Source organism: Pseudomonas sp. PDM17 (assembly GCF_014851985.1).
Lineage (GTDB): Bacteria > Pseudomonadota > Gammaproteobacteria > Pseudomonadales > Pseudomonadaceae > Pseudomonas.
In genome coordinates this window covers 583,728-605,209 of record NZ_JACVAT010000005.1, presented here as the reverse complement: position 1 = coordinate 605,209, position 21,482 = coordinate 583,728, and the positions used below count along the sequence as shown (strand labels likewise).

General features: G+C 66.5%; 20 protein-coding genes. 7 read left to right on the top strand and 13 right to left on the bottom strand.

Annotation, left to right across the window (positions count from 1 at the left end):
• Window positions 1-339: 339 nt before the first annotated feature.
• The 3 genes from IB256_RS20940 to IB256_RS20930 form a co-directional block, all read right to left on the bottom strand.
• A complete protein-coding gene (locus tag IB256_RS20940) occupies window positions 340-984 on the bottom strand; it encodes a glutathione S-transferase family protein (protein ID WP_192403950.1) in 645 nt (214 codons plus the stop codon).
• Between the two features lie 57 nt (window positions 985-1,041).
• Entirely contained in the window at window positions 1,042-2,364 is a 1,323-nt protein-coding gene (locus IB256_RS20935) for an APC family permease (protein WP_054911245.1), read from the bottom strand.
• 173 nt (window positions 2,365-2,537) lie between these two features.
• A complete protein-coding gene (locus tag IB256_RS20930) occupies window positions 2,538-3,359 on the bottom strand; it encodes a carbon-nitrogen hydrolase family protein (RefSeq protein WP_192289654.1) in 822 nt (273 codons plus the stop codon).
• Between the two features lie 150 nt (window positions 3,360-3,509).
• Between IB256_RS20930 and IB256_RS20925 the strand changes: the two genes are divergently transcribed.
• The 5 genes from IB256_RS20925 to IB256_RS20905 all read left to right on the top strand — a co-directional run bounded on the left by IB256_RS20925 (window position 3,510) and on the right by IB256_RS20905 (window position 9,509).
• Window positions 3,510-4,289 carry a helix-turn-helix transcriptional regulator gene (locus tag IB256_RS20925; protein ID WP_138212499.1) on the top strand — a complete coding sequence of 260 codons (780 nt, stop codon included), beginning with the start codon at window positions 3,510-3,512 and terminating at the stop codon, window positions 4,287-4,289.
• Window positions 4,290-4,612: 323 nt separating this feature from the next.
• Window positions 4,613-5,992: an L-serine ammonia-lyase gene (locus IB256_RS20920; protein ID WP_192289656.1), complete on the top strand. Its 1,380-nt coding sequence runs from the start codon at window positions 4,613-4,615 to the stop codon at window positions 5,990-5,992.
• A 300-nt stretch (window positions 5,993-6,292) separates the two neighbouring features.
• Window positions 6,293-7,903 (top strand): FMN-binding glutamate synthase family protein, encoded by a 1,611-nt coding sequence (locus IB256_RS20915; RefSeq protein WP_081517682.1) that lies wholly within the window; start codon window positions 6,293-6,295, stop codon window positions 7,901-7,903.
• Between the two features lie 108 nt (window positions 7,904-8,011).
• On the top strand, window positions 8,012-8,848 hold the full coding sequence (locus IB256_RS20910) for an AraC family transcriptional regulator (RefSeq protein WP_192289660.1): 837 nt from the start codon (window positions 8,012-8,014) through the stop codon (window positions 8,846-8,848).
• 52 nt (window positions 8,849-8,900) lie between these two features.
• A complete protein-coding gene (locus IB256_RS20905; protein WP_192289662.1) occupies window positions 8,901-9,509 on the top strand; it encodes a LysE family translocator in 609 nt (202 codons plus the stop codon).
• Between the two features lie 4 nt (window positions 9,510-9,513).
• Here IB256_RS20905 and IB256_RS20900 read toward each other — a convergent pair whose 3' ends face one another.
• A complete protein-coding gene (locus IB256_RS20900) occupies window positions 9,514-10,422 on the bottom strand; it encodes a LysR family transcriptional regulator (RefSeq protein ID WP_192290631.1) in 909 nt (302 codons plus the stop codon).
• 118 nt (window positions 10,423-10,540) lie between these two features.
• Between IB256_RS20900 and IB256_RS20895 the strand changes: the two genes are divergently transcribed.
• Together IB256_RS20895 and IB256_RS20890 are read left to right on the top strand one after the other, a co-directional pair.
• Window positions 10,541-12,298 (top strand): amidohydrolase, encoded by a 1,758-nt coding sequence (locus IB256_RS20895; RefSeq protein WP_192403948.1) that lies wholly within the window; start codon window positions 10,541-10,543, stop codon window positions 12,296-12,298.
• 148 nt (window positions 12,299-12,446) lie between these two features.
• Window positions 12,447-13,190 carry a TorF family putative porin gene (locus IB256_RS20890; RefSeq protein ID WP_192289666.1) on the top strand — a complete coding sequence of 248 codons (744 nt, stop codon included), beginning with the start codon at window positions 12,447-12,449 and terminating at the stop codon, window positions 13,188-13,190.
• A gap of 155 nt (window positions 13,191-13,345) precedes the next feature.
• Here the strand turns inward: IB256_RS20890 and IB256_RS20885 are convergent, their stop codons facing one another.
• From IB256_RS20885 to IB256_RS20845, 9 genes are all read right to left on the bottom strand, one after another.
• Window positions 13,346-13,741, bottom strand: coding sequence for a thiol-disulfide oxidoreductase DCC family protein (locus IB256_RS20885; RefSeq protein WP_192289668.1), 396 nt, complete (start codon window positions 13,739-13,741; stop codon window positions 13,346-13,348).
• Window positions 13,742-13,811: 70 nt separating this feature from the next.
• Window positions 13,812-14,267: a DUF3237 domain-containing protein gene (locus IB256_RS20880; RefSeq protein WP_138212490.1), complete on the bottom strand. Its 456-nt coding sequence runs from the start codon at window positions 14,265-14,267 to the stop codon at window positions 13,812-13,814.
• 75 nt (window positions 14,268-14,342) lie between these two features.
• Entirely contained in the window at window positions 14,343-15,158 is an 816-nt protein-coding gene (locus tag IB256_RS20875) for a class I SAM-dependent methyltransferase (protein ID WP_192403946.1), read from the bottom strand.
• Between the two features lies 1 nt (window position 15,159).
• Window positions 15,160-15,531 (bottom strand): nuclear transport factor 2 family protein, encoded by a 372-nt coding sequence (locus tag IB256_RS20870; protein WP_192289672.1) that lies wholly within the window; start codon window positions 15,529-15,531, stop codon window positions 15,160-15,162.
• A gap of 90 nt (window positions 15,532-15,621) precedes the next feature.
• The gene (locus IB256_RS20865; protein WP_192403944.1) at window positions 15,622-16,446 is read right to left on the bottom strand and encodes an aldo/keto reductase; all 825 of its coding nucleotides are present in this window, start codon (window positions 16,444-16,446) and stop codon (window positions 15,622-15,624) included.
• Window positions 16,447-16,548: 102 nt separating this feature from the next.
• Window positions 16,549-17,643 (bottom strand): D-alanine--D-alanine ligase, encoded by a 1,095-nt coding sequence (gene ddlA, locus IB256_RS20860; protein WP_192289676.1) that lies wholly within the window; start codon window positions 17,641-17,643, stop codon window positions 16,549-16,551.
• 93 nt (window positions 17,644-17,736) lie between these two features.
• Window positions 17,737-18,603 (bottom strand): ABC transporter substrate-binding protein, encoded by an 867-nt coding sequence (locus IB256_RS20855; RefSeq protein ID WP_192289678.1) that lies wholly within the window; start codon window positions 18,601-18,603, stop codon window positions 17,737-17,739.
• Window positions 18,604-18,734: 131 nt separating this feature from the next.
• Window positions 18,735-19,436, bottom strand: a complete 702-nt coding sequence (locus IB256_RS20850; protein WP_192289680.1) for a (2Fe-2S) ferredoxin domain-containing protein — start codon at window positions 19,434-19,436, stop codon at window positions 18,735-18,737.
• A complete protein-coding gene (locus IB256_RS20845; protein ID WP_412547967.1) occupies window positions 19,436-21,391 on the bottom strand; it encodes a TonB-dependent receptor plug domain-containing protein in 1,956 nt (651 codons plus the stop codon). Before IB256_RS20845 ends, IB256_RS20850 begins: the two co-directional genes overlap by 1 nt.
• Window positions 21,392-21,482 lie beyond the last annotated feature (91 nt).

The window sequence follows — 21,482 nt, the reverse complement described above, 5'->3', positions numbered from 1 at the left end:
CGGACTCTCCGATCGCTCACGCTCTCTGCGGCCCCCCCTGTGAGCGTTCAAGGCTGCCTGACGAAAATCGTTTCCCCAGAAAAAAGGCCCATCCTTGCGGATGGGCCATCGGGGGACATAACCGATCAACACCTATGGTTCTTATGGTTCCAGCGGCGCCGTGTGATGGGGTTACGCGGCGTTAGGGCAATCATTGACCGGCGCGCTTCGACGGAAAATAAGGCCACACGGAAAAAAGAACTTTCCCACACTACCTGAGACCGATTCCGCAGATCGCACCAGGACCGCCACGACTGGCCGAAACCCTTCTATGCCCCTGGACCGGCCCTTTACCGGATATCAGGGCGCTTTCGCTTCCGCCACGCGGGTGTGTTCTTCCGCCCACTGCACATCCCGTTCCCACACGCGTTTGAAGGCCGGGCGCGACGTCACCAGCTCCACATAGCGCTCGAACACCGGCAGCTTGGGCACCACACCGAAGCCGATGGTCCAGCGCAGGGCCGCACCCCAGAGGACGTCGGCGGCGGTCATGCGGTTGCCCAGCAGGTAGGGGCCGGTTTCCAGCTGCTCGGCGAGGGCGCGCATCACGCTGTCGTAATCGCCGTAGGGACTGATGGCCTGCGGGGCGGCATCGCGTTTCAGGGCACGGTCGACAATGGCCGGCTCGAAGCTGGAGCCATAGAACACCAGCCAGCGCAGGTAGGGGCCGCGCAAGGGGTCGTCGAGGGCAGGAGCGAGATTCGCCCGGGGGAACAGGTCGGCGAGGTAGATGAAGATGGCGCCCTGCTCGGTGACCAGCGACTCGCCGAGGCGGATCGCCGGGACCTTGCCCAACGGGTTGAGCGCCAGGAACTCCGGCTTGCGCTGCTCGCCGGCCTTCATGTTGATCAGTTCGAGGTCGTACTCGGCGCCCAGTTCCTCCAGCAGCACCAGGGTGCCGCTGGAGCGTGTCTGGGGCGAATGGTAGAGGGTGAGGCGGGGCATGGCGGGATCTCCTCGGGCATCACGGCTCGGAGTCCCCAGCATAGCCCCGCGCGGGGCTCACGCCTCCTCGAAATGCATCTCCGGCGGTTGCTGGCGGAAGCCGCTGGTAATCACCGCCAGGTAGATCACGCCGAGCACCAGCCAGGTCGCGCCGAGCCAGATGGCCAGGTGATCGAGGCTGACCATCAGCCACAGGTCGGCGAGCAGGCCGATCAGCGGGAACAGCAGGAACAGCACCAGCTCGCGCAGGCCGCGGCGCTCGGCGTTCAGGTAATAGTGGAAGATCACCGAGAGGTTCACCAGGCTGAAGGCGAGGAAGGCGCCGAAGTTGATGAACGAGGTGGAGGTGGTGACGTCCATGTGCAGCGCCAGCAGGGCCACCACGCCGCACAGCACGATGCTGTTCACCGGGGTTTCGAAACGCTTGCTGATGCGGCCGAAGAACGGGCGCGGCAGCACGCCGTCGCGGCCCATGGCGAACAGCAGGCGTGAGGCGCTGGCCTGGGCCGACAGGCCGGAGGTGAACTGGCCGACGATCAGGCCGATCAGGAAGAAGCTGACGAACAGGTCGCCGCCGATGTTGCGGGCGATTTCGTAGGCGGCGGAATCGGCGTTCTGGAACTCCACCGACGGGTGCGCCAGCTGTACGAAGTAGCTGGCGGCGATGAAGATGCCGCCACCGATCAGGGTGATCAGCAGGATGGCGCGCGGAATGGTCTTGCGCGGCTCGTGGGTTTCTTCGGTCAGGGTGCTGACCGCGTCGAAGCCCAGGAAGGAGTAGCAGGCGATGGCCGCGCCACCCATGATCAGCGGCAGCTGGGTGCCTTCCTTGAGGAAGGGCTCCAGGGTCCACAGCGGACGGCTGCCATCACCGGTGATGTAGTGGATGGCCAGGCCGACGAAGGCGATCAGCACGAGGAACTGCACCAGCATCAGCACGCCGTTGATGTTCTTCGCCAGGCGCAGGCCGACCACGTTGATCGCGGTGGTTACGCCGATGAAGGCCAGCACCCACAGGGCCTGGGGCACGGCTGGGAACGCGGAATGCAGGTAGGCCGCGCCGATCAGCCAGATGGCCATGGGCAGGAACAGGTAATCCAGCAGCACCGCCCAGCCGGCGAGGAAGCCGAGCTTGGGGCTGATCGACTTGCGCACATAGGTATAGGCGGAGCCGGCCACCGGGAAGGCGGCGGCCATGCGCCCGTAGCTGAGCGCGGTGAAGAGCATGGCCACGGAGGCGACGAGGTAGGCCGAGGGGACTACGCCGCGGGTGACGTCGGCGAGAATGCCGAAGGTGCCGAGGACGATGATCGGGGTCATGTAGGCGATGCCGAACAGCACCACCGAACCCAGCGACAGGGTTCGTTTCAGTCGAGCCATTACTGCTTACTCCGCGTTGTGTTTGTTATGGCAGTGCAAAGTGCTGGCCTGCGCTCACCCGCAGGCCTCGCGGGCGTTCTGATCGCCCGTCGATGGTGGAATAACGCTGTGTCGGCGCGGCCCTGCGCCCCGGCATCGGCCGCTCTCCAGAGCAGCCGGACCGGATGGGACAATCAGGCGGGAATGATCAGCTCGCGCAGACCGCTTTCGTGCTCGCGCATCTCACCGGGCAGCACGAAGCGGCGCTCGGCCAGGTAGCTGTAGTCGCGGCGCGATTGCGCCAGGCGCTCGAAGTCGAGCTCGACGATCTGCCGGCACTCTTCGCGGCCGGCTTCGACGATCAGTTGGCCGTAGGGATCGACCACGGCGCTGCCGCCGGCAAAGACCAGATCGTCATCGCCTGCACCGACGCGGTTGACCATCACCGCGTAGGCCTGGTTTTCCATGGCGCGGCCCATGATCGCGGTGCGGTGGGTCGGGCCGTAGGGGTCCATGTTGCCGTTGGTCACGATGATCAGCTCGGCGCCAAGCTGGCCCAGGGCGCGGGCGGACTCGGGGAACTCGATGTCGAAGCAGATCACGATGCCGACGCGGACGCCGTTCCACAGACAGGTGGCGTAACGGTCGCCGGGGGTGAAGATGCCGCGGTCCGACGCCCACAGGTGCGTCTTGCGGTACTTCAGGGCGATGCCTTCGGGGGTGATCAGCAGCGTGGTGTTGTAGAAGCGGCCATCCTCAGCGGCTTCGGCGAAGCCCACGGCGACGCTGATGTTCTTCTCCCGCGCGGCCTGCTGGACGGCCTGCACGCTGGGGCCGTCCAGCGGCTCGGCGATGGCGGCGATGTTCTGCTCGGTGGGAAAGCCGGTCAGCTGGGTCTCGGGGAACACCACCAACTGGGTGTCGTCGGCGCAGGCGTGGATGGCCTCCAGGGTGCGGGCCAGGTTCCAGGCTACGTCGCCATCACGGCCGGCGAGTTGGACGAGTTCTACTTTCATGGGGCTTCCTCGGATTCTTGTCTTCCAGTGACCAGACGATGCAAAAGGGTCAGAATGCGCACCGCGCCGGCTCAAGGCATCCACCGAGTATGCCGGGCGTGCCATCACCGGGTAATTACGCCCGCGTGGTAACCCATCGGGGGTAGAGTCATGAGCCTTTCCCTTCAGGATATCGCCTGGCACCGCTCGGTCGGGCAACTGATCGAGGCACTGGACAAGCCGAACTTCTGGACCTCGCTGGTGCGCCTGCTAGGCCAGTATGTACCGTTCGACAGCTGGGTCGTGCTGCTCTTCAGCGACGGCCGTCCCCAGGTTTTTGCCGAATGCCCAGGCGAGGACGGCGGCCCCGATCCGCTGTTCCAGGACTACCTCAAGGGCCTCTACCTGCTCGATCCCTTCTACATCGCCAGCCGCGAAGCGCCCGGCAGCGGGCTGTTCCGCCTGGACGACGTGGCGCCGGAGATGTTCGAGCAGACCGATTACTACCAGCGCTACTTCAGCTTGAACGTGGTCGCCGACGAAGTGCAGATCAACGTACAACTCGACGTCGAGCGCACGCTCTGCTGCTCGGTGGGCAGCAAGGGCCGCTTCACCCCGGAGCAGATCGCCCTGCTCGCCCTGGTGCAGCCCTGGGTCGCCGGGCTGATGCGCCAGCGCATGGCCTTCGAGCGCGAAGTCCAGGAAGCTCCCCCGCCGCCGCGCTGGCAGAACCGCCTGGAGTCCACCGCGCAACAGATGGAAACCCCGCTCACCGCCCGCGAGCTGGAAGTCGGCCGCCTGATGCTCAGCGGCTGCTCCAGCAAGGAAATCGCCCGCAAGCTGGCCATTTCCGCCGAGACGGTGAAGGTCCACCGCAAGCACATGTATTCCAAGCTGGGGATCAAGTCGCAGTCGGAGCTGTTCTCGCTGTTCCTGCAGGCGCAGGGCTGAGGCTGTCACAACGAATCACGCATACGGCCCCACGCCATGCTCGAGTGGATCGAGGATAAATCTGTTCCTGCAGGATCAAGAGCCCCTCACCCTAACCCTCTCCCGCAAGCGGGAGAGGGGACCGTCAGGTGCAGGATGAAACCAAGGCATCAGCCGGTATGGACTGCTCCCTCTCCCTGAGGGAGAGGGCTGGGGTGAGGGGGAAGTAGCGGCACCGACTACCCGGAAATGTCTGTTGCACCCAGGAGTAACCGCCAGCCGCCGAGCGGCCGGTGAGCATTCCCGGCCACGCGGGTCCATGCTTGAGGGCAGGAGGAATGCCCATGAGCCTCAGCGTCTTCGACATGTTCAAGCCCGGCGTCGGGCCGTCCAGCTCCCACACCGTGGGGCCGATGCGTGCCACCCGCGAGTTCGTCGACCGCCTGCGCGACGACGATCTGCTGCCGCGCACCGCCGCCGTGGAAGTGCATCTCTACGGCTCCCTCAGCGCCACCGGCAAGGGTCACGCCACCGACCGCGCCTGCCTGATCGGCCTGCTCGGCATTGACCCGGCAGAAGCCGATCCTGCCGCCCTCGCCCCGCAGGTGGACGACATTCTGCTGCGCCATCGCCTGCGCCTGGGCGGCGTGCAGGAGATCGACTTCGACCCGGCGCGCCAACTGGTCTTCCACGACAACAGCCTGCCCGCTCACCCCAACGGCCTGCACCTGCGGGCGCTGGACGATAACGGCGAACTACTGGCCGAGCGCATCTGCTATTCGGTTGGCGGCGGCTTCGTGGTGGATGCTCAGGACTTCAACACCGACCGCGCCCTGCAGGGAAACCCGATGCCCTACCCCTTCCACAGCGCCGAGGAACTGCTGCGCCTGTGCCACGAGCAGGGTTTCAAACGCATCAGCGACCTGATGTGGGCCAACGAACGCGCATTGCGCAGCGACGAGGAGATCCATGCGGGCCTTGCGCATATCTGGGATGAAATGCAGGCCTGCGTGAACCGTGGGCTGGAGACCGAAGGCACGCTGCCCGGCGGCCTCAAGGTGCGGCGCCGTGCGCCCATGCTGTTCCGACGGCTCAACGAGGCGGACAGCGGCAACCTGATCGCCACCACCCTCGGCGCGCTGGACTGGGTGGACCTCTGGGCGCTGGCGGTGAACGAGGAGAACGCCGCCGGCGGGCGTGTAGTGACCGCGCCCACCAACGGCGCGGCCGGTATAGTCCCGGCGGTGCTGCATTACTACGCGCGCTACGACGCCCACGCCAATGCCGAAGGAATCGAACGCTACCTGCTGACCGCCGCCGCCATCGGCATCCTGTGCAAGCTCAACGCCTCCATCTCCGGTGCCGAAGTCGGTTGCCAGGGCGAGGTCGGATCAGCCTGCGCCATGGCTGCCGGGGGCCTGGCGGAAGTGTTGGGCGGCAGCCTGGAGCAGGTGGAAAACGCCGCCGAGATCGGCCTTGAGCACAACCTCGGCCTGACCTGCGACCCGGTGGCCGGGCTGGTCCAGGTGCCCTGCATCGAACGCAACGCCATGGCCTCGCTCAAGGCCATCAACGCCGCCCAGCTCGCCCTGCGCGGCGACGGCCAGCATTTGGTCAGCCTCGACAAGGCCATCGACACCCTGCGCGACACTGGCCGCGACATGATGGACAAGTACAAGGAGACCGCAAAGGGCGGGCTGGCGGTGAATGTGATTGCCTGTTGACCACCAGGGTTCGTTGTAGGAGCGAGGGGACGCCTACTCCCTGATCGCGAACAGCCCGGCCCCCATTCCGCCGTTCTTGCACTGCCCGAAACAAGCTTTCTCAGCCACGGTGAAAATCGTTAGCTAGCTTTCTTTTTCCACCACTTCGGGCTACCGTCGATGCCCGCCAGAACTAGAAAGACTTCCGAAAGTCCGCCGCATTGACCTTTACCCAGGCGCGTTCGCGCGATGCCTGCCATGCTCTGTGGCGGCCCTTTTGGCCAACCTGACCGTGATCAAAGCCCGACGACTGGAGACTCCATGAACCTGTCGCTGCTCAGCCGCTATGCCTTTTTCGCCGCGTGCGTCCTGTTCACCGTGCTCAGCCTGCCCTTCCTCGGGCATGACTGGGTGTGGCCCTTCACCCTAACCACCTTTGCCCTGAGCGTGCTCGGTGTCTTCGACCTGCTGCAGGAACGCCATGCGGTACGCCGCAACTACCCGGTCCTGGGCAACATCCGCTACCTGGTGGAAGCCATCCGCCCGGAAATCCGCCAGTACCTGCTCGAAGGCGACCAGGAGGCCCTGCCCTTCTCCCGCGCCCAGCGCGCCCTGGTGTACTCGCGGGCGAAGAACGAGACCGCCGACAAGCCCTTCGGCACCCTGATCGACGTCTACCAGTCGGGCTTCGAGTTCATCGCCCACTCCATCCGCCCGGCCCCAGTGGCCGATCCATGCACCTTCCGCGTCACCGTCGGCGGCCCGGAGTGCAAGCAGCCCTACTCCATCTCGGTGTTCAACATCTCGGCGATGAGCTTCGGCTCGCTGAGCGCCAATGCCATCCGCGCGCTGAACAAGGGCGCCAAGCTCGGCGGATTCATCCATGACACCGGCGAAGGCAGCATCAGCCCCTACCACCGCGAGTACGGCGGCGACCTGACCTGGGAACTGGGCAGCGGCTATTTCGGCTGCCGCAACGACGACGGCACCTTCAGCCCCGAGCGCTTCGCCAAGCAGGCGGTCGACCCGCAGGTGAAGATGATCGAGATCAAGCTCAGCCAGGGCGCCAAGCCCGGCCACGGTGGCATCCTTCCCAAGCACAAGGTGACGCCGGAAATCGCCTCCACCCGTGGCGTGCCCATGGGCCAGGACTGCATCTCGCCCTCCTCCCACAGCGCCTTCGATTCGCCCCATGGCCTGCTGAACTTCATCGTCCAGTTGCGCGAACTCTCCGGCGGCAAGCCGGTGGGCTTCAAGCTGTGCATCGGCCACCCGTGGGAATTCATGGGCATCGCCAAGGCCATGCACGAGACTGGCATCCTCCCCGACTTCATCGTCGTCGACGGCAAGGAAGGCGGCACCGGCGCTGCGCCCCTGGAGTTCACCGACCACATGGGCCTGCCGATGCGCGAAGGCCTGCTGTTCGTGCACAACACCCTGGTCGGCCTGAACCTGCGCGACAAGATCCGCATCGGCGCCAGCGGCAAGGTCGTCAGCGCCTTCGACATCGCCAGCGTGCTGGCCATGGGCGCCGACTGGGCCAACTCGGCGCGCGGCTTCATGTTCGCCATCGGCTGCATCCAGTCGCAGAGCTGCCACACCAACAAGTGCCCCACCGGCGTCGCCACCCAGGACCCGCTGCGCCAGCGCGCCCTGGTGGTACCGGACAAGGCCGAGCGCGTCTACCACTTCCACCGCAACACGCTCAAAGGCCTGGCCGAGATGATCGCCGCCGCCGGCATCCAGCACCCGTCGCAGCTGGAAGCCAAGCACCTGGTGCGCCGCGTCTCGGCCACCGAGATCCGCCTGTTCTCGCACCTGCACTACTTCCTCAAGCCCGGCGAACTGCTCTCGGGCAACATCGAAGGCGAGTTCTACGAGCGCATCTGGCGCATGGCGCGCAGCGACAGCTTCGAGGCTGCCGCCGGCTGATCGCCCCCCGATCGTGCAGCCATCGGATCGATGGCTGCACGAATCTTCCAGACAGCCACTCCACGCGCGCTATGCTGGCCGACCGGGCAAGCGGTGCGGAGGCGGCCCATGCATAAAGACAACTGGATCGACCTGCTGCAGGATGCCGACACCGGCATCCAGAGCCTGCGCGCGCACTTCAAGGGCCACGCCTACGACCCGCACTGGCACGACAGCTACCTGATCGGCTACACCGAGTCGGGTGTCCAGCAGTTCCGCAGCCGCAACCAGCGCTACATCAGCACCACCGGCAAGGTGTTCTTCCTTGAGCCCGGCGACATCCACGATGGCGAGGCACCCACCGAAGGCGGCTTCACCTACCGCACCCTGTACCTCGACGCGCCCTGGCTGGAACGCGAGATCGGCACGCTGTTCGAGGAGGCGCCGGGCAACTGCCAGCTGAGCGTGCCCGAGCTGCTGATCGACGACCCGCGACTGGCACGACGCGTCGACAACGCCTTCCAGGCGGTGCACGGCAACGACCTGAAGATCGTCCGCCAGACCGCCATGGACGAGCTGCTCGACGGCATGACCCGACACCTGCACTGGCGCCAGCGCGGGGAAGCGCAGGTTCATCTGCCCATGGTGGCGCAGCGCGCGCGGGACTTCCTGCACGCCAACCTGACCGCCGATATTGGTCTCGACGACCTGGCCCGCGCCACGGGTTGCGACCGCTTCCGCCTGACCCGCGCCTTCAAGCAGGCCTTCGGCCTGCCGCCCCATGCCTACCTGATCCAGCTGCGCCTGGCCCGAGCGCGGCAATTGCTTGGTCGCGGCCTGGCACCCGCGGACATCGCCGCCGACCTCGGCTTCGCCGACCAGAGCCACCTCGGTCGCTGGTTCCGCCGTGCCTATGGCGTGACCCCCGCCTACTACCGCAAGCGCTGCTCAAAGCTTCCAGACTGAGCCCGCCGCACTGGCGAAGATGAGCTCCCACGGATTTACCGGAGTTCCCGCCATGCACTTCTCGCAGCTCGGCCAATGGCTGCCCTTCATCCTCTTCGCCTTCGTCGCCTCGATCACGCCGGGGCCGACCAACCTGCTGGTGTTCAGCAACAGCGCCCGCTTCGGCTGGGGCGCCGCGCTGCCGATCATGTTCGGCGGCTGCGCGGCGGCCGCCGCACTGGTACTCGCCGTGGGCAGCGGCCTGGGTGAAGTGCTGGCCAGCCTGCCGCGCGTACAACAGGCGATGAGCGTGGTCGGCGTCCTCTGGCTGAGCTGGCTGGCGTGGCAGATCTTCCGCAGCCCTCCGGCAGACCTTGCGCGCGACGGCGACGCTGCCCGCCTGGGCGCACTCGGCGCCGCCGCGCTGCAACTGGTCAACCCCAAGACCTGGATGATGGCGCTGGCAGTGATCAGCGTGTATGCCGGCCACGGCGTCGACCGGCTGGACCGCGTGCAACTGCTGTCGCTGCTGTTCTTCCTCGTGTCGATTCCCTGCACGGCGGTCTGGGCCGGCCTGGGTATCGGCAGCCAGCGCCTGCTCTCGCCCACGCAGATGCAGCGACTCAACCAACTGATGGCGGTCCTGCTGCTGGTGTCGGCCTGGGCCGGGGCGCTGCTGTGATTCTCTAGCGGATGCCGTCGCGGGCCAGGTAGTCGCGCAGGTGCTCGATGAACGCGTGGATCTTGCGCGTCGCCCGGCGGTTGCTCGGGTAGACCGCGAGAATCTGCGCGCCGAAGGTGTCCGGCTCGAAGAAATAGTCATCCAGCACCGTCACCAGCCGGCCGCTGCGCAGGTGCTCCAGCACGCTCCAGTGCGGGCACGGCAACAGGCCGTGTCCGGCAAGGCAGGCAGTGAGCAGCACCGCCTGGTTATCGCTGTTCAGGCGGCCGCTGCGCGGGGTCGAGAAGCGCTCGCCCTCCACGTCGAACCACCAGCGGTCATCCAGCGCCGGATGGCGGTAGACCAGGCAATCGTGATCGACGATCTCGCTGGGGTGCCGCGGGGTGCCGCGCCGGGCCAGGTAGGCCGGGCTGGCGCACATGATCAGGCGGCTCTCGGCCAGCGGTTGGGCGATCAGGCCCGGCAGGTCGCTGTTGCCCATGCGCAGGGCGAGGTCGTAGCGGCCGTCGAGCAGGTCGACATAGCTGTCGGAAAGGTCCACCTGCAGGCGCACGTCCGGATGCAGGTCGAGGAACTCGGCGCAGGCCTGGTCGAGGAATACCGGGCCGACGATCAGCGGCCCGGTGATGCGCAACACGCCGCGCAGACTGTGCTGCAGCTGGGCGATTTCCTCGGTGGTCTCGCGCATCCGCGCCAGCACCTCGCGGGCGCCGTCGAGATAGAGCTGGCCGGCTTCGGTCAGCGACATGCTGCGCGTGGTGCGCTCGAACAGGCGCGCGCCGACTTCGATTTCCAGCTGGCCGACCGCCTTGGTCACCGCCGAGGGCGTCTTGCCCAACTGCTCGGCGGCGCGGCTGAAACTGCCGGTCTCGGCACTGGCGACAAACATTGCCAGGCTGCTGAATCTGTCCATCGTCATTCGTGCCAATCCTTCACAAGTGTTATGCCTGGCGGCGACTTCCGCACGATCCGGTCCGCCAGTAGCCTGCGCCGCAGACCAACAATAATCCACCGAAAAGCAGAGGGAAGTCATGCACGGCATGCTCAAGGGCGCGCTGGCGCTCGCCATCGCACTGGGTACTTTTGAAGCTCAGGCACAGAACGCGGACCTGATCCTGTACAACGCCAAGGTCTTCACCGCCGAGCCTGGCCAACCGTTGCAGCAGGCCGTCGCCGTCGCTGGCGGCAAGGTGCTGCAGGTAGGTTCCAACGAGGACATCCGCAAGCTCGCCGGCACCGGCAGCAAGCAGGTCGACCTGGGCGGCAAGGTACTGATGCCCGGCTTCATCGACAGCCACTCGCACTCCATCTTCGGCGGCCTGGAGCTGATTTCCGCCAGCCTGCTGGATGAGGAGATGGACCTCGACGCCTTCGTCGCCCGGCTGAAGCAGGACCGCGACAGCGGCAAGGCGAAGAACGGCGACATCGTGGTGATGAACGGCATGAATTCCAGCTACTGGTCCAAGGCCGACGGCCTCGCCGAGCGTCTGAACCATGGCGAATGGGAGAAGGTGCCGGTGATCCTGATCGGCAGCGACCACCACACCGCCTGGGCCAACGCCGCCATGCTCAAGCGCGCCAAGCTGGACGCCAAAAGGGTGCGCAGCCTCAGCTCGCTGGAACAGGGCAACATCGCCCACGGCAAGGACTTCGCCCCCACCGGTTTCCTGGTGGACTCGGGCTTCGACCTGGTCGCTGCGACCATGCCCGCCGCCAGTACCGAGACCATGGACCGCGCCGGCCGCGCTGCAGTGAAGTACAACAACAGCCTCGGCATCACCGCCTGGATGGACCCGGCCGCCAACGGCGCACCGGGCGAGGCGGTATTCAACATCAAGCCCACCGAGAAGACCGTCGGCGTACTGCCGGTGTACCGCGATCTGGCTCGCGACGGCGAACTCACCGCCCACGTCGCTGCACTGCAGGTGGTCAATCCCAGGAGCACTCCGGCTGATCTCGACGTCATCGAGAAGGTCCGCCAGCAGTTCCAGGGCATCCCCAACCTGACACTGCCGGGCATTAAGGTCTTCGCCGACGGCGTGATCGAATTCCCGGCGCAGTCCGCCGCGCTGCTGGAGAACTACAAGAACAGCCACAAGCCGGGCGAGTTGCTGATCGATCCGAAGCACTTCGGCGAGCTGGTCAGCGCCGCCGATGCCCGTGGCTGGCTGGTGCACGTGCATGCCATCGGCGACCGCGCGGTGCGCGAATCGCTCAACGGCGTCGCCCAGGCGCGCAAGGACCGGCAGAGCAGCGTGACCCACTCGATCACCCACCTGCAACTGGTCAACCCCAAGGACTTCCCACGCTTCAAGCAGTTGAACGTGATCGCCTCGATGCAGCTGGACTGGGCCACCGCCGAGCCCTACACCGTGGAGCTGGTCAAGCCGTACATCGCCGATGAGGCCTACCGCTACATGTACCCGGCCAAGTCACTGCTGGACAACGGCGCCACGATCGCCGGCGCCAGCGACTGGCCGGTGTCCACACCCGATCCGCTGAAGGCCATCTACCAGGCCGTCACCCGCCAGGGCGAGGAAGGCGTGCTCAACGCCGCCGAGCGCGTGGATCGCCAGACCATGTTCTACGCCTACACCCGCAACGCCGCGCAGACCATCGGCCTGGGCGACAAGATCGGCACCCTGGCGCCCGGCAAGCAGGCCGACATGGTGGTGCTCGACCGCGACGTGTTCAGCGTGCCCGACCAGCAACTGGACGAAGCCCGCGTGCTCCACACCCTGTTCGAAGGCCGCGAAATCTACCGCGCCGAAGACCAACCGGCTCTCTGAGCCGGGCTCCTGCGCCGGGGCGTGAACACCCCCGGCGCCCTGCCCGCCAGCCCAACCCTTGCCGAAGCTTCCCGAGTTGACCGGGAGGGTCGGCGCTGCGCGGGATTTTTCATCTGCCCACAGACAATCACAACAAAGGGAACCCCGTATGAATCGCCCGCAATGGCTTGTCGGCGCGCTGCTCGCCTGCGCCCCGCTCACCTCCGCCCTGGCCGTGGAGCTCGGCGAAGGCTTCGCCCTGCAGATCGACACCGCCCTGGTCAGCGACTACCGCACCCGCGGTATCTCGCAGACGCAGAACGACCCCGCAGCCCAACTCGGCCTGACCCTGCAGCACGCCTCCGGCGCCTACCTGGGCGTGTGGACCTCCAACGTCGACTTCGGCGGCGGTCTGAAGACCCGCCAGGAAACCGACTACTATGCCGGCTGGTACTGGCAGGCCAACGACGATATCGCCCTGGACCTGGGCTACATCAAGTACGCCTACCCGAAGGAAGCCCAGTTCAACCAGAGCGATACCTACGCGATCCTCCACGCCTACGGCTTCGAAGTGGCGGCCTACTACGGCAACGACTATCCGACCTACTTCGGCGAAGACCAGGCCAACCTCTACACCTACCTGGCCTACAACGCCGAGCTGCCGGCGGAGTTCAAGCTGCGCGTGCGCTACGGCCGCAATGACGCCAAGGACCCGCTCTACCTGTCCGGAGACGGCAGCACCCGCGACACCTACCACGAATGGGAAGCGAAACTGAGCCATGAGTGGGTGGGCTTCGACTGGGGGGTGAGCTACATCGACACCGACCTGTCGCAGAACGAATGCCGTACCCAGTTCGGCTTTGGCGACGTGTGCACGGCGACGGTAATCGCCAGCGTGAGCAGGAGTTTCTGACACGAATCGGCGGGGCGCTGATCGCACGCAACGGTAGGAGCGCGCCATGCACGCGATGGCGGACATGGCGCGCTCCTACCGGAAAATGAGGTGCCAACCCGGTTCGCGAGCAAGGACCAGGCGTCCCCCTCGGTCCAACGAAATGCGCGCCGGCGCTAAGGCGAAACGGTAGGAGCGAGCTTGCTCGCGAACAGACGGTAACGGCGATAGACAACTCGGTCCAGGCAACTGTCACGCAGGGACTCCGGCAGCACCCGGAGGACGCGCAGCCAGCGCCAGGGAGAGGTCAGTTGCCCCAGTGCCTGCAGCAGTGCATCGCTGCGCTCATAACCCTGCCGATCATCGATGTACAACAGGCTGCGCACGCAATCACCGGGCAACCCGAACCAGTCGAGAATCGCCCGCCCCTCTGCTGACTGCACACTGTGCAGCTTCACCCGACGGAGGTGATCCTGATGGCGGAGGAAACGACTCCAGTCGCGCCCCAGCGGACAATCGGCATCGAAGAGAGCAATCTTGTCGCACGGATGCATATCAGGGGGAAGCGGCATCGTCCTTCTCCGAATACCTGGTAGTCCCCACTATGCTCAGCGGTTGTGACACCTGCGGGAAATATCCATTTCAGCTGTTCGACAGGGAAAATATCCGATACTCGACCCAGCCCGGCCCCAACCGCCCCTCGCCCACCGCCAGCTGGTGGTTGAGCCAGCGGTAGCGGTCGTCGCCGACCTCGAAGCGCGGCTGGATCATGAAGTAGGTATCGCCGAACTCGGTACTGTCGCCTCGCGAAACCGCGTGGATGATCTTCGGGTTGGCCACGAGAAGACCAATGTGCTGCATCAGGATGCGCGCGCCATCGTCGGTACGCAGCACCAGGCGCACCTCCAGGTGCCAGCCGCCGTCACTGTCCACCAGAATCCAGTCGCCACCGCCGGGCAATACCTCGCCGCTCAGGCGCTGCCCCTTGAAGGTGCCGCCGCCGGCCGCCGAGATCAGCCGCTGGCCCTGCGGCACGCGGCCGATCTCCAGCGGCACACTGGCCTTCACGTTCATTTCCATCAACGGCTCGAGCTTCATCGCCAGCTCCTGAACAAGGTCGTCGTAGACGCATCAGTAAAGCAGCCGGGGCGCGGTGCGGCCATCTGTCGAAGGCTACGGGCCGAAGCGATAGCGCAGCAGCCGGCCCATGCGGCGCATCGCCGGGATGGCCAGGGTGATTTCGTAGAGCAGGCGCATGCCCAGGGACAGCCGAGCGATCTGCGCGCGGTCGTAGGCGGCAATGGCATCGACGAAACGCAGGGCCGGCACCTGTTGCTCCAGCTCCTGCGGCTCGTCGATGCCCCAGTGCAGTAAAGCGCCGGTACGACGGATCATCGGGTTCCACTGCAACAGGCGGATGCCCAGGCGACTGTAGCCGTCGAAGACCAGCTCGCCCTGACCGAAACTCGCGGTCAGCGCAGTCAACAGGCGGAATACCTCGTCAGTCTCCACGTAGGGCAACACACCCTCGGCGACCATCAGTACCGGCCGCCCGGTCGGCACCGCGCGCCACCAGTCCGGCGCAGTCAGCGAACTGGCCAGCAAGTGGCAGTTTTCCCGTGCGGGATACAGGCGCTCGCGCAAGGCGATCACTTCAGGGAAGTCCACCTCGAACCACTGCACGCTGGGCGGCGGGTCGATGCGAAAGAGCCGGCTGTCCAGCCCGCAGCCCAGCTGCAGGACCACGCAGGACGGACACCGCGCAAGGAAGTCGCGCACCCAGTCATCGAACAGCCGGGCCCGCAGGGCGATGCCCACCTGCTCGGCGCGGCCGATGTGCAGGTGGGCGAAGTCGTAGTCGATGTGCTCCACGGCCTGCCGCGAGAAATGGTCGCGCAGCAGGCTGTCGGGCAGCTCGCTCTCCTTCGCCTTGGCGTACAGGGTGATCAGCAGGGTTTCCGGCGTGCCGCGCAGGGTGATGCGTTCCACGTCATTCGTGCAGGTAATAGAGCTTGTTGACGATCTGCCAGCCGTTGCCGATGCGCAGCAGGGCCAGGTAGTCGGTGAAGTGCATGCCGAGGAACTCGTCGGTGACCTTGGCGACCGCGCTGTCGCCGGTGATGTCCAGCGACTTCAGCTCCCACGGCGGCGGTGCGCCTTCGGGTGGCGGCGACTCGGCCTTGATCGCGCCGATGAACTCATCCAGAGACGCCCACTCCAGCGCGCCGTGGTAATTGCCGATGATCTTGCAGGACGGATGGAACGCCAGGCGTAGGCGCGACTCGTCGCCGAAGGTCATGCCTTCGACGTAGTCCGTCAGTACGCGATTGATGGCGGCGCTGTCCGCCGTGTAGTTGCTCATCGCTGCAGCCCTCCCCGGTCGGTGACCATGGGGCAAGGCTAGCACCGCACCCCGGCCGCGCCCTGGCGAGCGACGACCGGGGCTCCGGCGTCAGACCACCGCCAGGTGCCGCTTGCGGGTCGGCGGCGGGAAGGCGGCGTCGAGAGCTTCGAGGTCCTCGGGGGTCAGGCGCAGTTGCAGCGCGGCAGCATTGTCACGCACATGCAGCGGCTCCACCGCCTTGGGAATGGCAATCACGCCTGGCTGGTGGATCAGCCAGGCCAGCGCCACACGGGCCGGAGTGGCATCGTGACGGCCGGCGATTTCTCCCAGCACGCGATGGCGCAGCAGCTTGCCGCCCTGCCCAACCGGGCAGTAGGCCATCAGCGGCATGCGCTCTTCCTGGCACCAGGGCAGCAGGTCCCACTCGATGCCGCGCTCCTCCAGGCTGTATTGCACCTGGTTGGTGGCGCAGGCCGGTTCGTTCAGTTCCTGCAGGTCGTCGAGGTCGAAGTTGGACACGCCCCAGCGCTTGATCTTGCCGGCCTCACGCAGGCGCTCGAAGGCTTCGACGGTTTCCTCCAGCGGATACTGGCCGCGCCAGTGCAGCAGGTAGAGGTCCAGGCAATCGGTGCCCAGGCGCCGCAGGCTGCGTTCGCAGGCCTCGGGGATACCGCGCCGGCTGGCGTTGTGCGGGTAGACCTTGCTGACCAGGAAGACCTGGTCGCGCAGGCCGGTCAGCGCCTCACCGACCACCTCTTCCGAGACACCCTCGGCGTACATCTCGGCGGTGTCGATCAGGGTCAGACCGCGCTCGATGCCTTCACGCAGGGCGGCAATCTCGCGCTTGCGCTGGAAGCTGTCCTCGCCCATGCGCCAGGTGCCCTGGCCGATGGCGGGAACGGCGGTGCCGTCGGCGAATACCACGGTGTTCATCTCGTGCTCCTTCTTGCGCTGGTAATGGGGACACGGGGCCAGCCGCCCGAAACCGAGCGACGGGCACACAGGGTAGCGCAGAAGCAAGAGCCAGGCTGTGGATCAGCGGTTGGTCTGCAGGTTGCGGCGGGCGGCGTGGCGCTCGATGGCCAGGTCGATCAGCCGGCTGACCAGCTCGCTGTAGGTCATCCCGGCGGCCTGCCAGAGCTTGGGGTACATGCTGATGCGGGTGAAGCCGGGCAGCGAGTTCAGCTCGTTGATCAGCACCTCGCCAGTCTCGGTGAGGAACACGTCGACCCGCGCCAGACCGGAGCATTCCAGCGCCAGGAAGGCGTCCACGGCGAGCTGACGGATGCGCTCGCTGGCCTCGGCGGGAATGTCCGCCGGCACCACGACCTTGGCGGCGTCCTCGTCGATGTACTTGCTGTCGTAGGAGTAGAAGCCGCTGCCCACGACGATCTCGCCGCAGCCGCTGGCGATGGGCTGCTCGTTGCCCAGTACCGCGCACTCGATCTCGCGGCCCTTCACGGCGGACTCCACCAGCACCTTGTCGTCGAAGGCCAGCGCGAGGCGCACGGCCTCGTCGTAGGCGACCTCGTCCTCGACCTTGCTAACGCCCACCGAGGAGCCCATGTTCGCCGGCTTGATGAACAGCGGCAGGCCAAGCTTGCGCTGCGCCTCGGCAAACGGCGTGCGCGTGGCATTGGCGCGTGTCAGGGTGACGAAGGGCGTGATGGCGATGCCGGCGTCACGCAGCAGGCGCTTGCTCACGTCCTTGTCCATGCAGATGGCCGAACCCAGCACGTCGGAACCGACGAAGGGGATGTCGGCCATGCGCAGCAGGCCCTGCAGGCAACCGTCTTCGCCCTGTGTGCCGTGGACGATGGGGAAGATCACGTCGACGTGGTCGAGCAACTGGCGACTGCCGGTTTCCACCAGTTGCTGCTCGGCCTTGCCCGGCACCACGGCCAGCTCGCGGTTGGAGCGGTTGAGGGCGATCAACGCCGGGTTTTCCTGGTTGAGCAGGTAGTCGGAGGCATCGTTGAGGTGCCAGCGGCCCTCCTTGTCGATGCCCACCAGCACCGGCTCGAAGCGCTCGCGGTCCAGTGCGTCGACGATATTCTTCGCCGACTGCAGGGACACCTCATGCTCCGCCGAACGCCCACCGAAAATCACCCCAACGCGCAACTTGCCCATGACAGCCTCCGAATGAACGATGGGCGTTTTCTAACACGGGCTCCGGCACTTGGGTAGGAACAGTGGCCAGTGAACAGACGGGACGCCCCTCCCTCAGAACCGCTCCAGCGCCTGCGCCAGTTCGCGTGCAGCCTGGCCACTTTGCACGCCGGGGAACAGGTGGGTGAACGGCAAGGCCACGAAGCGCCCTTCGCGCACGGCGCGCAGGCGCGAGAGCACCGGGTCGGCACGCAGGGCTCGGATCTTCTGCTCGGCCGTGGACCACAGCGCATCGGCCAGCAGGATCACCTCCGGGTCGCGCACCAGCAGTTGTTCGCTGTTGGCGGTGAAGCCACCCAGATCGACATCCTCGAACAGGTTGTGCGCTCCGGCGGCGTGCAGCAACTGGGTGACCACGCCACGCCGGCCCTGGCTCTCCAGGCCGTTGCTGGCGCTGTCGAGGTAGAAGACTTCCAGCGGTTTGTTCCCGGAGAAATGGCGGCGTGCCTGGGCCAGTTCGGCGCGTTGCTGGCGGATCAGCTTCTTCGCCCGCTCCTGCTCGCCGAGCAGGTCGCCCAGCGTCGTCAGGTCCGTCTCGACACCGCTGAACAGGTCGTCCTGCCACGCGCCACAACCGGCATCCAGCAGATAGCTGGCGACGCCATGGCCGGCCAGTTCCTCGCGGGACAGGTTGCCCAGCCGGAAGGCCGAGGCGAAGCCGGCCACCACCAGGTCCGGGCGCTGCGCATAGACCGCTTCCGCCGACGGGTACTGGCGCGACAGCAGCGGCACACCGCGATAGCTTCCTTTCGCCAGGTCGAGATCGTCATCGATGTAGGCCACGCCGATCAGCCTCTCTCCGACGCCCAGCGCCAGCAGCAGGTCGGCGGCGTGCTGGTTGAGGGCGAGGATGCGTTGCGGCGGGTGGTCGATCTGCCAGGTCCGGGCGCAGTTGCGGTAGTCCTGCGCGGAGACCGTCATAGTGCCAAGCAAGCATGCGAGCAGCAGCGTCCCCTGCAGGAGCGGGCCATGCCCGCGAGCGCCTCCGGCAGTTGAGCGACGCTGCCTCCACCCGCTCGCGAGCAAGCGCGCTCCCAAGAAGAGCGAGCGCCTCATGGCTCGTCCACCCGCAGCTCCGCCACCGGCACGCCGTCGCGCAGATGCTCCGCCACCATCCGGCACACTTGCTCGTCACTGCGCAGGCCATACCAGACACGTTCGGGATAGACCGTCAGCAGCGGCCCGCGATTGCACGGGAACTGGCAGCCGGTACGGGTCAGCAGGGCACCCGCAGCGTTCTCGTAGAGATCGAGACGGATCAGTTCGCGGCGCAGGGTTTTCCACAACGGCAGCGCACCACGCCGCACGCAGCGCGGCCCGGTACAGAGGAACAGGTGATGCCGGTGCGGCGGCGGCGCGGACCAGTCCGGCTGCGACGGCACTGCGCCGACGCCCTGGCAATCCAGCTGTTGCGCCGGGTCACCAATCGCCGCCAGCACCGCCGCCGCGTCCAGCCCGCGCCGGCCGAGCGCCGACGCGGTGACTTTCGGCGGCGGCGCCTGCGGATGATCTTCTGACAGCGCGGCCAGCTCGGCACGCAACCAGTCGAGGTAGGCACCGTCAGCGGTCGGTTCAAGGTCGACCAGCAAAAGCTCCCGCGCCTCCGCCATCAGCGCGCGCACCCGCCCCCAGAGCGAATCGAAACCCTCGCCGGTATCGATGCATTCGACACTGGCGAGACGCGCCGACACCTCGCGGTGCAGGCGCTCGCCCTGGGCTCCGGCGAGCGGGCCGACCAGCAGGATGGCCTTCATCAGAAGCTGAAGGTGTAGCGCAGCTCGGCGGTACGCGGCCGGCCGAGGTTGTCCACCTGGCGGATGCCGTTGCTGGTGCGACCGGTGGCGTAGTCGCGGTCCAGCAGGTTCTCCAGCAGCAGACTCAAGCGGTGCGAGTGGGCGGCGTCGAGGTAGCGGTAGGCGTCGCCATCGAGCACGCTGTAGTGGCCGTAGTCGTCATCCTGGGCGCTGACGATGGAGCCGACATAGCGGGTAGCAAGGCCCGCGCCCCAGAGGCTGTCGTCATAGCCCAGGCGCAGGCGGGCGAAGAAGTGCGGGATGTTGTTCACCGTCACGCCTTCGCGGCTGTCCACGAGGTTGCGCGTGGCGTCCGCAGAAAGCTGCCAGTGCCGCCCGAACTGCCACTGGCCGTTGGCTTCCACGCCACGCACGGTGATCTCGCCATTGCCGTTCACCCACTGGTCGCCCGCGAGGGTGATGAGATCGGTGATCTCGCGGCGGAACAGCGTGACGCTGCCGCTCCACGGCTGCTCGAACAGCTCGCCGGTGTAGTCCAGGCCCAGCTCGGCGTTGCGGCTGCGCTCGGGCTTGAGGTCGCGGTTGCCCACTTCGTCGCCCGGCTCGTTGACGAACAACTGCTCGGCGGTGGGCAGCTTGAAGGCGGTGCCAAACTGGCCGCGCAGCTTGAGCTGCTGCGTGAGGTCATAGAGCGAGGTCAGCATCCACACGGTGGCGCCTTCGCCGCCGGAGATTTCCTCGCGGCGCACGCCCAGGCTCGGGTGCCAGTCGGGCAGCGCCTCGATGTTCGGCCGCAGCTGGGCGTAGAGCGCGTGGGACTCGGCCTTGTCGTTGTCGATGATCAGCACATCGTCCTGGCCCTTGTACCACTGGTTGTCATTGCCGAAGACCAGCTCGTGACCGCCCGCCAGCTTCGCCTTGCCTTCGAGCTGCGCGCCCCAGTCGGTGAAGCCCCAGTAGTCGTTGTGGTTGAGCACCTGGGTGCCGCCGCCCTGCAGGTTGTAGACGCGGTCGTAGCGGGTATCCCAGTCGTTGATGTGGGTCTTGGCGAACCAGCTGAAATCGTCGCCGACGCTCTGCTGGAAGGTCGCCGTGGCGATCTGCTGCACGCGGTTGTTGCTGGTGTGGTGGTTGGACGTCGGCCGGGCGAAGTCCAGCTCGGCGTCGGCGTACTGGTAGAACAGTTCCAGGCGCGAGGCATCGCCGATGGCCTGGATGGCCTTGGCGCCGAACACGTTGACGTCGTAGGAGCGGCGCTTGTCGCTCACCGTGTCGGTCATGTCGCGGTCGCGGTAAGGCTGGTAGCCGTCGGAGCGGTTGTGGCTGAGGTAGGCCATCAGGCCGAGGTCGCCCAGGCCGTTCTGCACGATCTTCTCGGCGCGGGCATCACCACTGCGGCCCTTGAAGGTGTCCAGGCCGAGATTCACTTCGCCGGCCGCCTCGCGGCTGCGCGCGCTGCGGGTGACGATGTTGATCACCCCGGACACCGCCTGGGTGCCGAACAGCAGGCCCTGGCCGCCCTTGAGCACTTCGATGCGCTCCACCGCAGTGGTCGGCAGGGTGTCGATGTAGATGCCGCCGTAGAGGCGGTTGTTCAGGCGCACGCCGTCCAGCAGGATCAATGTGTCGTCGTTGCGCCCGCCGAGCAGCGAGTAGGTGCCGTAGTCGAACGGGCCGTTCTTTGGCGCGACGAACAGACCGGGCACGTACATCTGCAGCACACGGGTGATGTCGGCGCTGGGGCCGGCGCGTTCGATCTGCTGCCGGTCGATGACCTCCAGCTTGCTGCCGTAGCGGGCCATGTCGGCCACGGTAGTGGACTCCACGGAAGGGCCGCTGACGACTTCATCGGCCAGGTCGAGCGGCGCCGCAGCGAGCTGCGAGCTGAGGGCGCACAGGGAGAGAACGGGGGTCCAGCGCAGGGCGCGCCGGTTCAGGAACGAAGAATGTTGCAAGGTGATCGCCTCGAAATCGGGATTTCGCAGGCGGCGCAGCGACACCCGGAACGAGCGCGCTCCGGGAACCGGCTCACGCCCGCCCACCGCG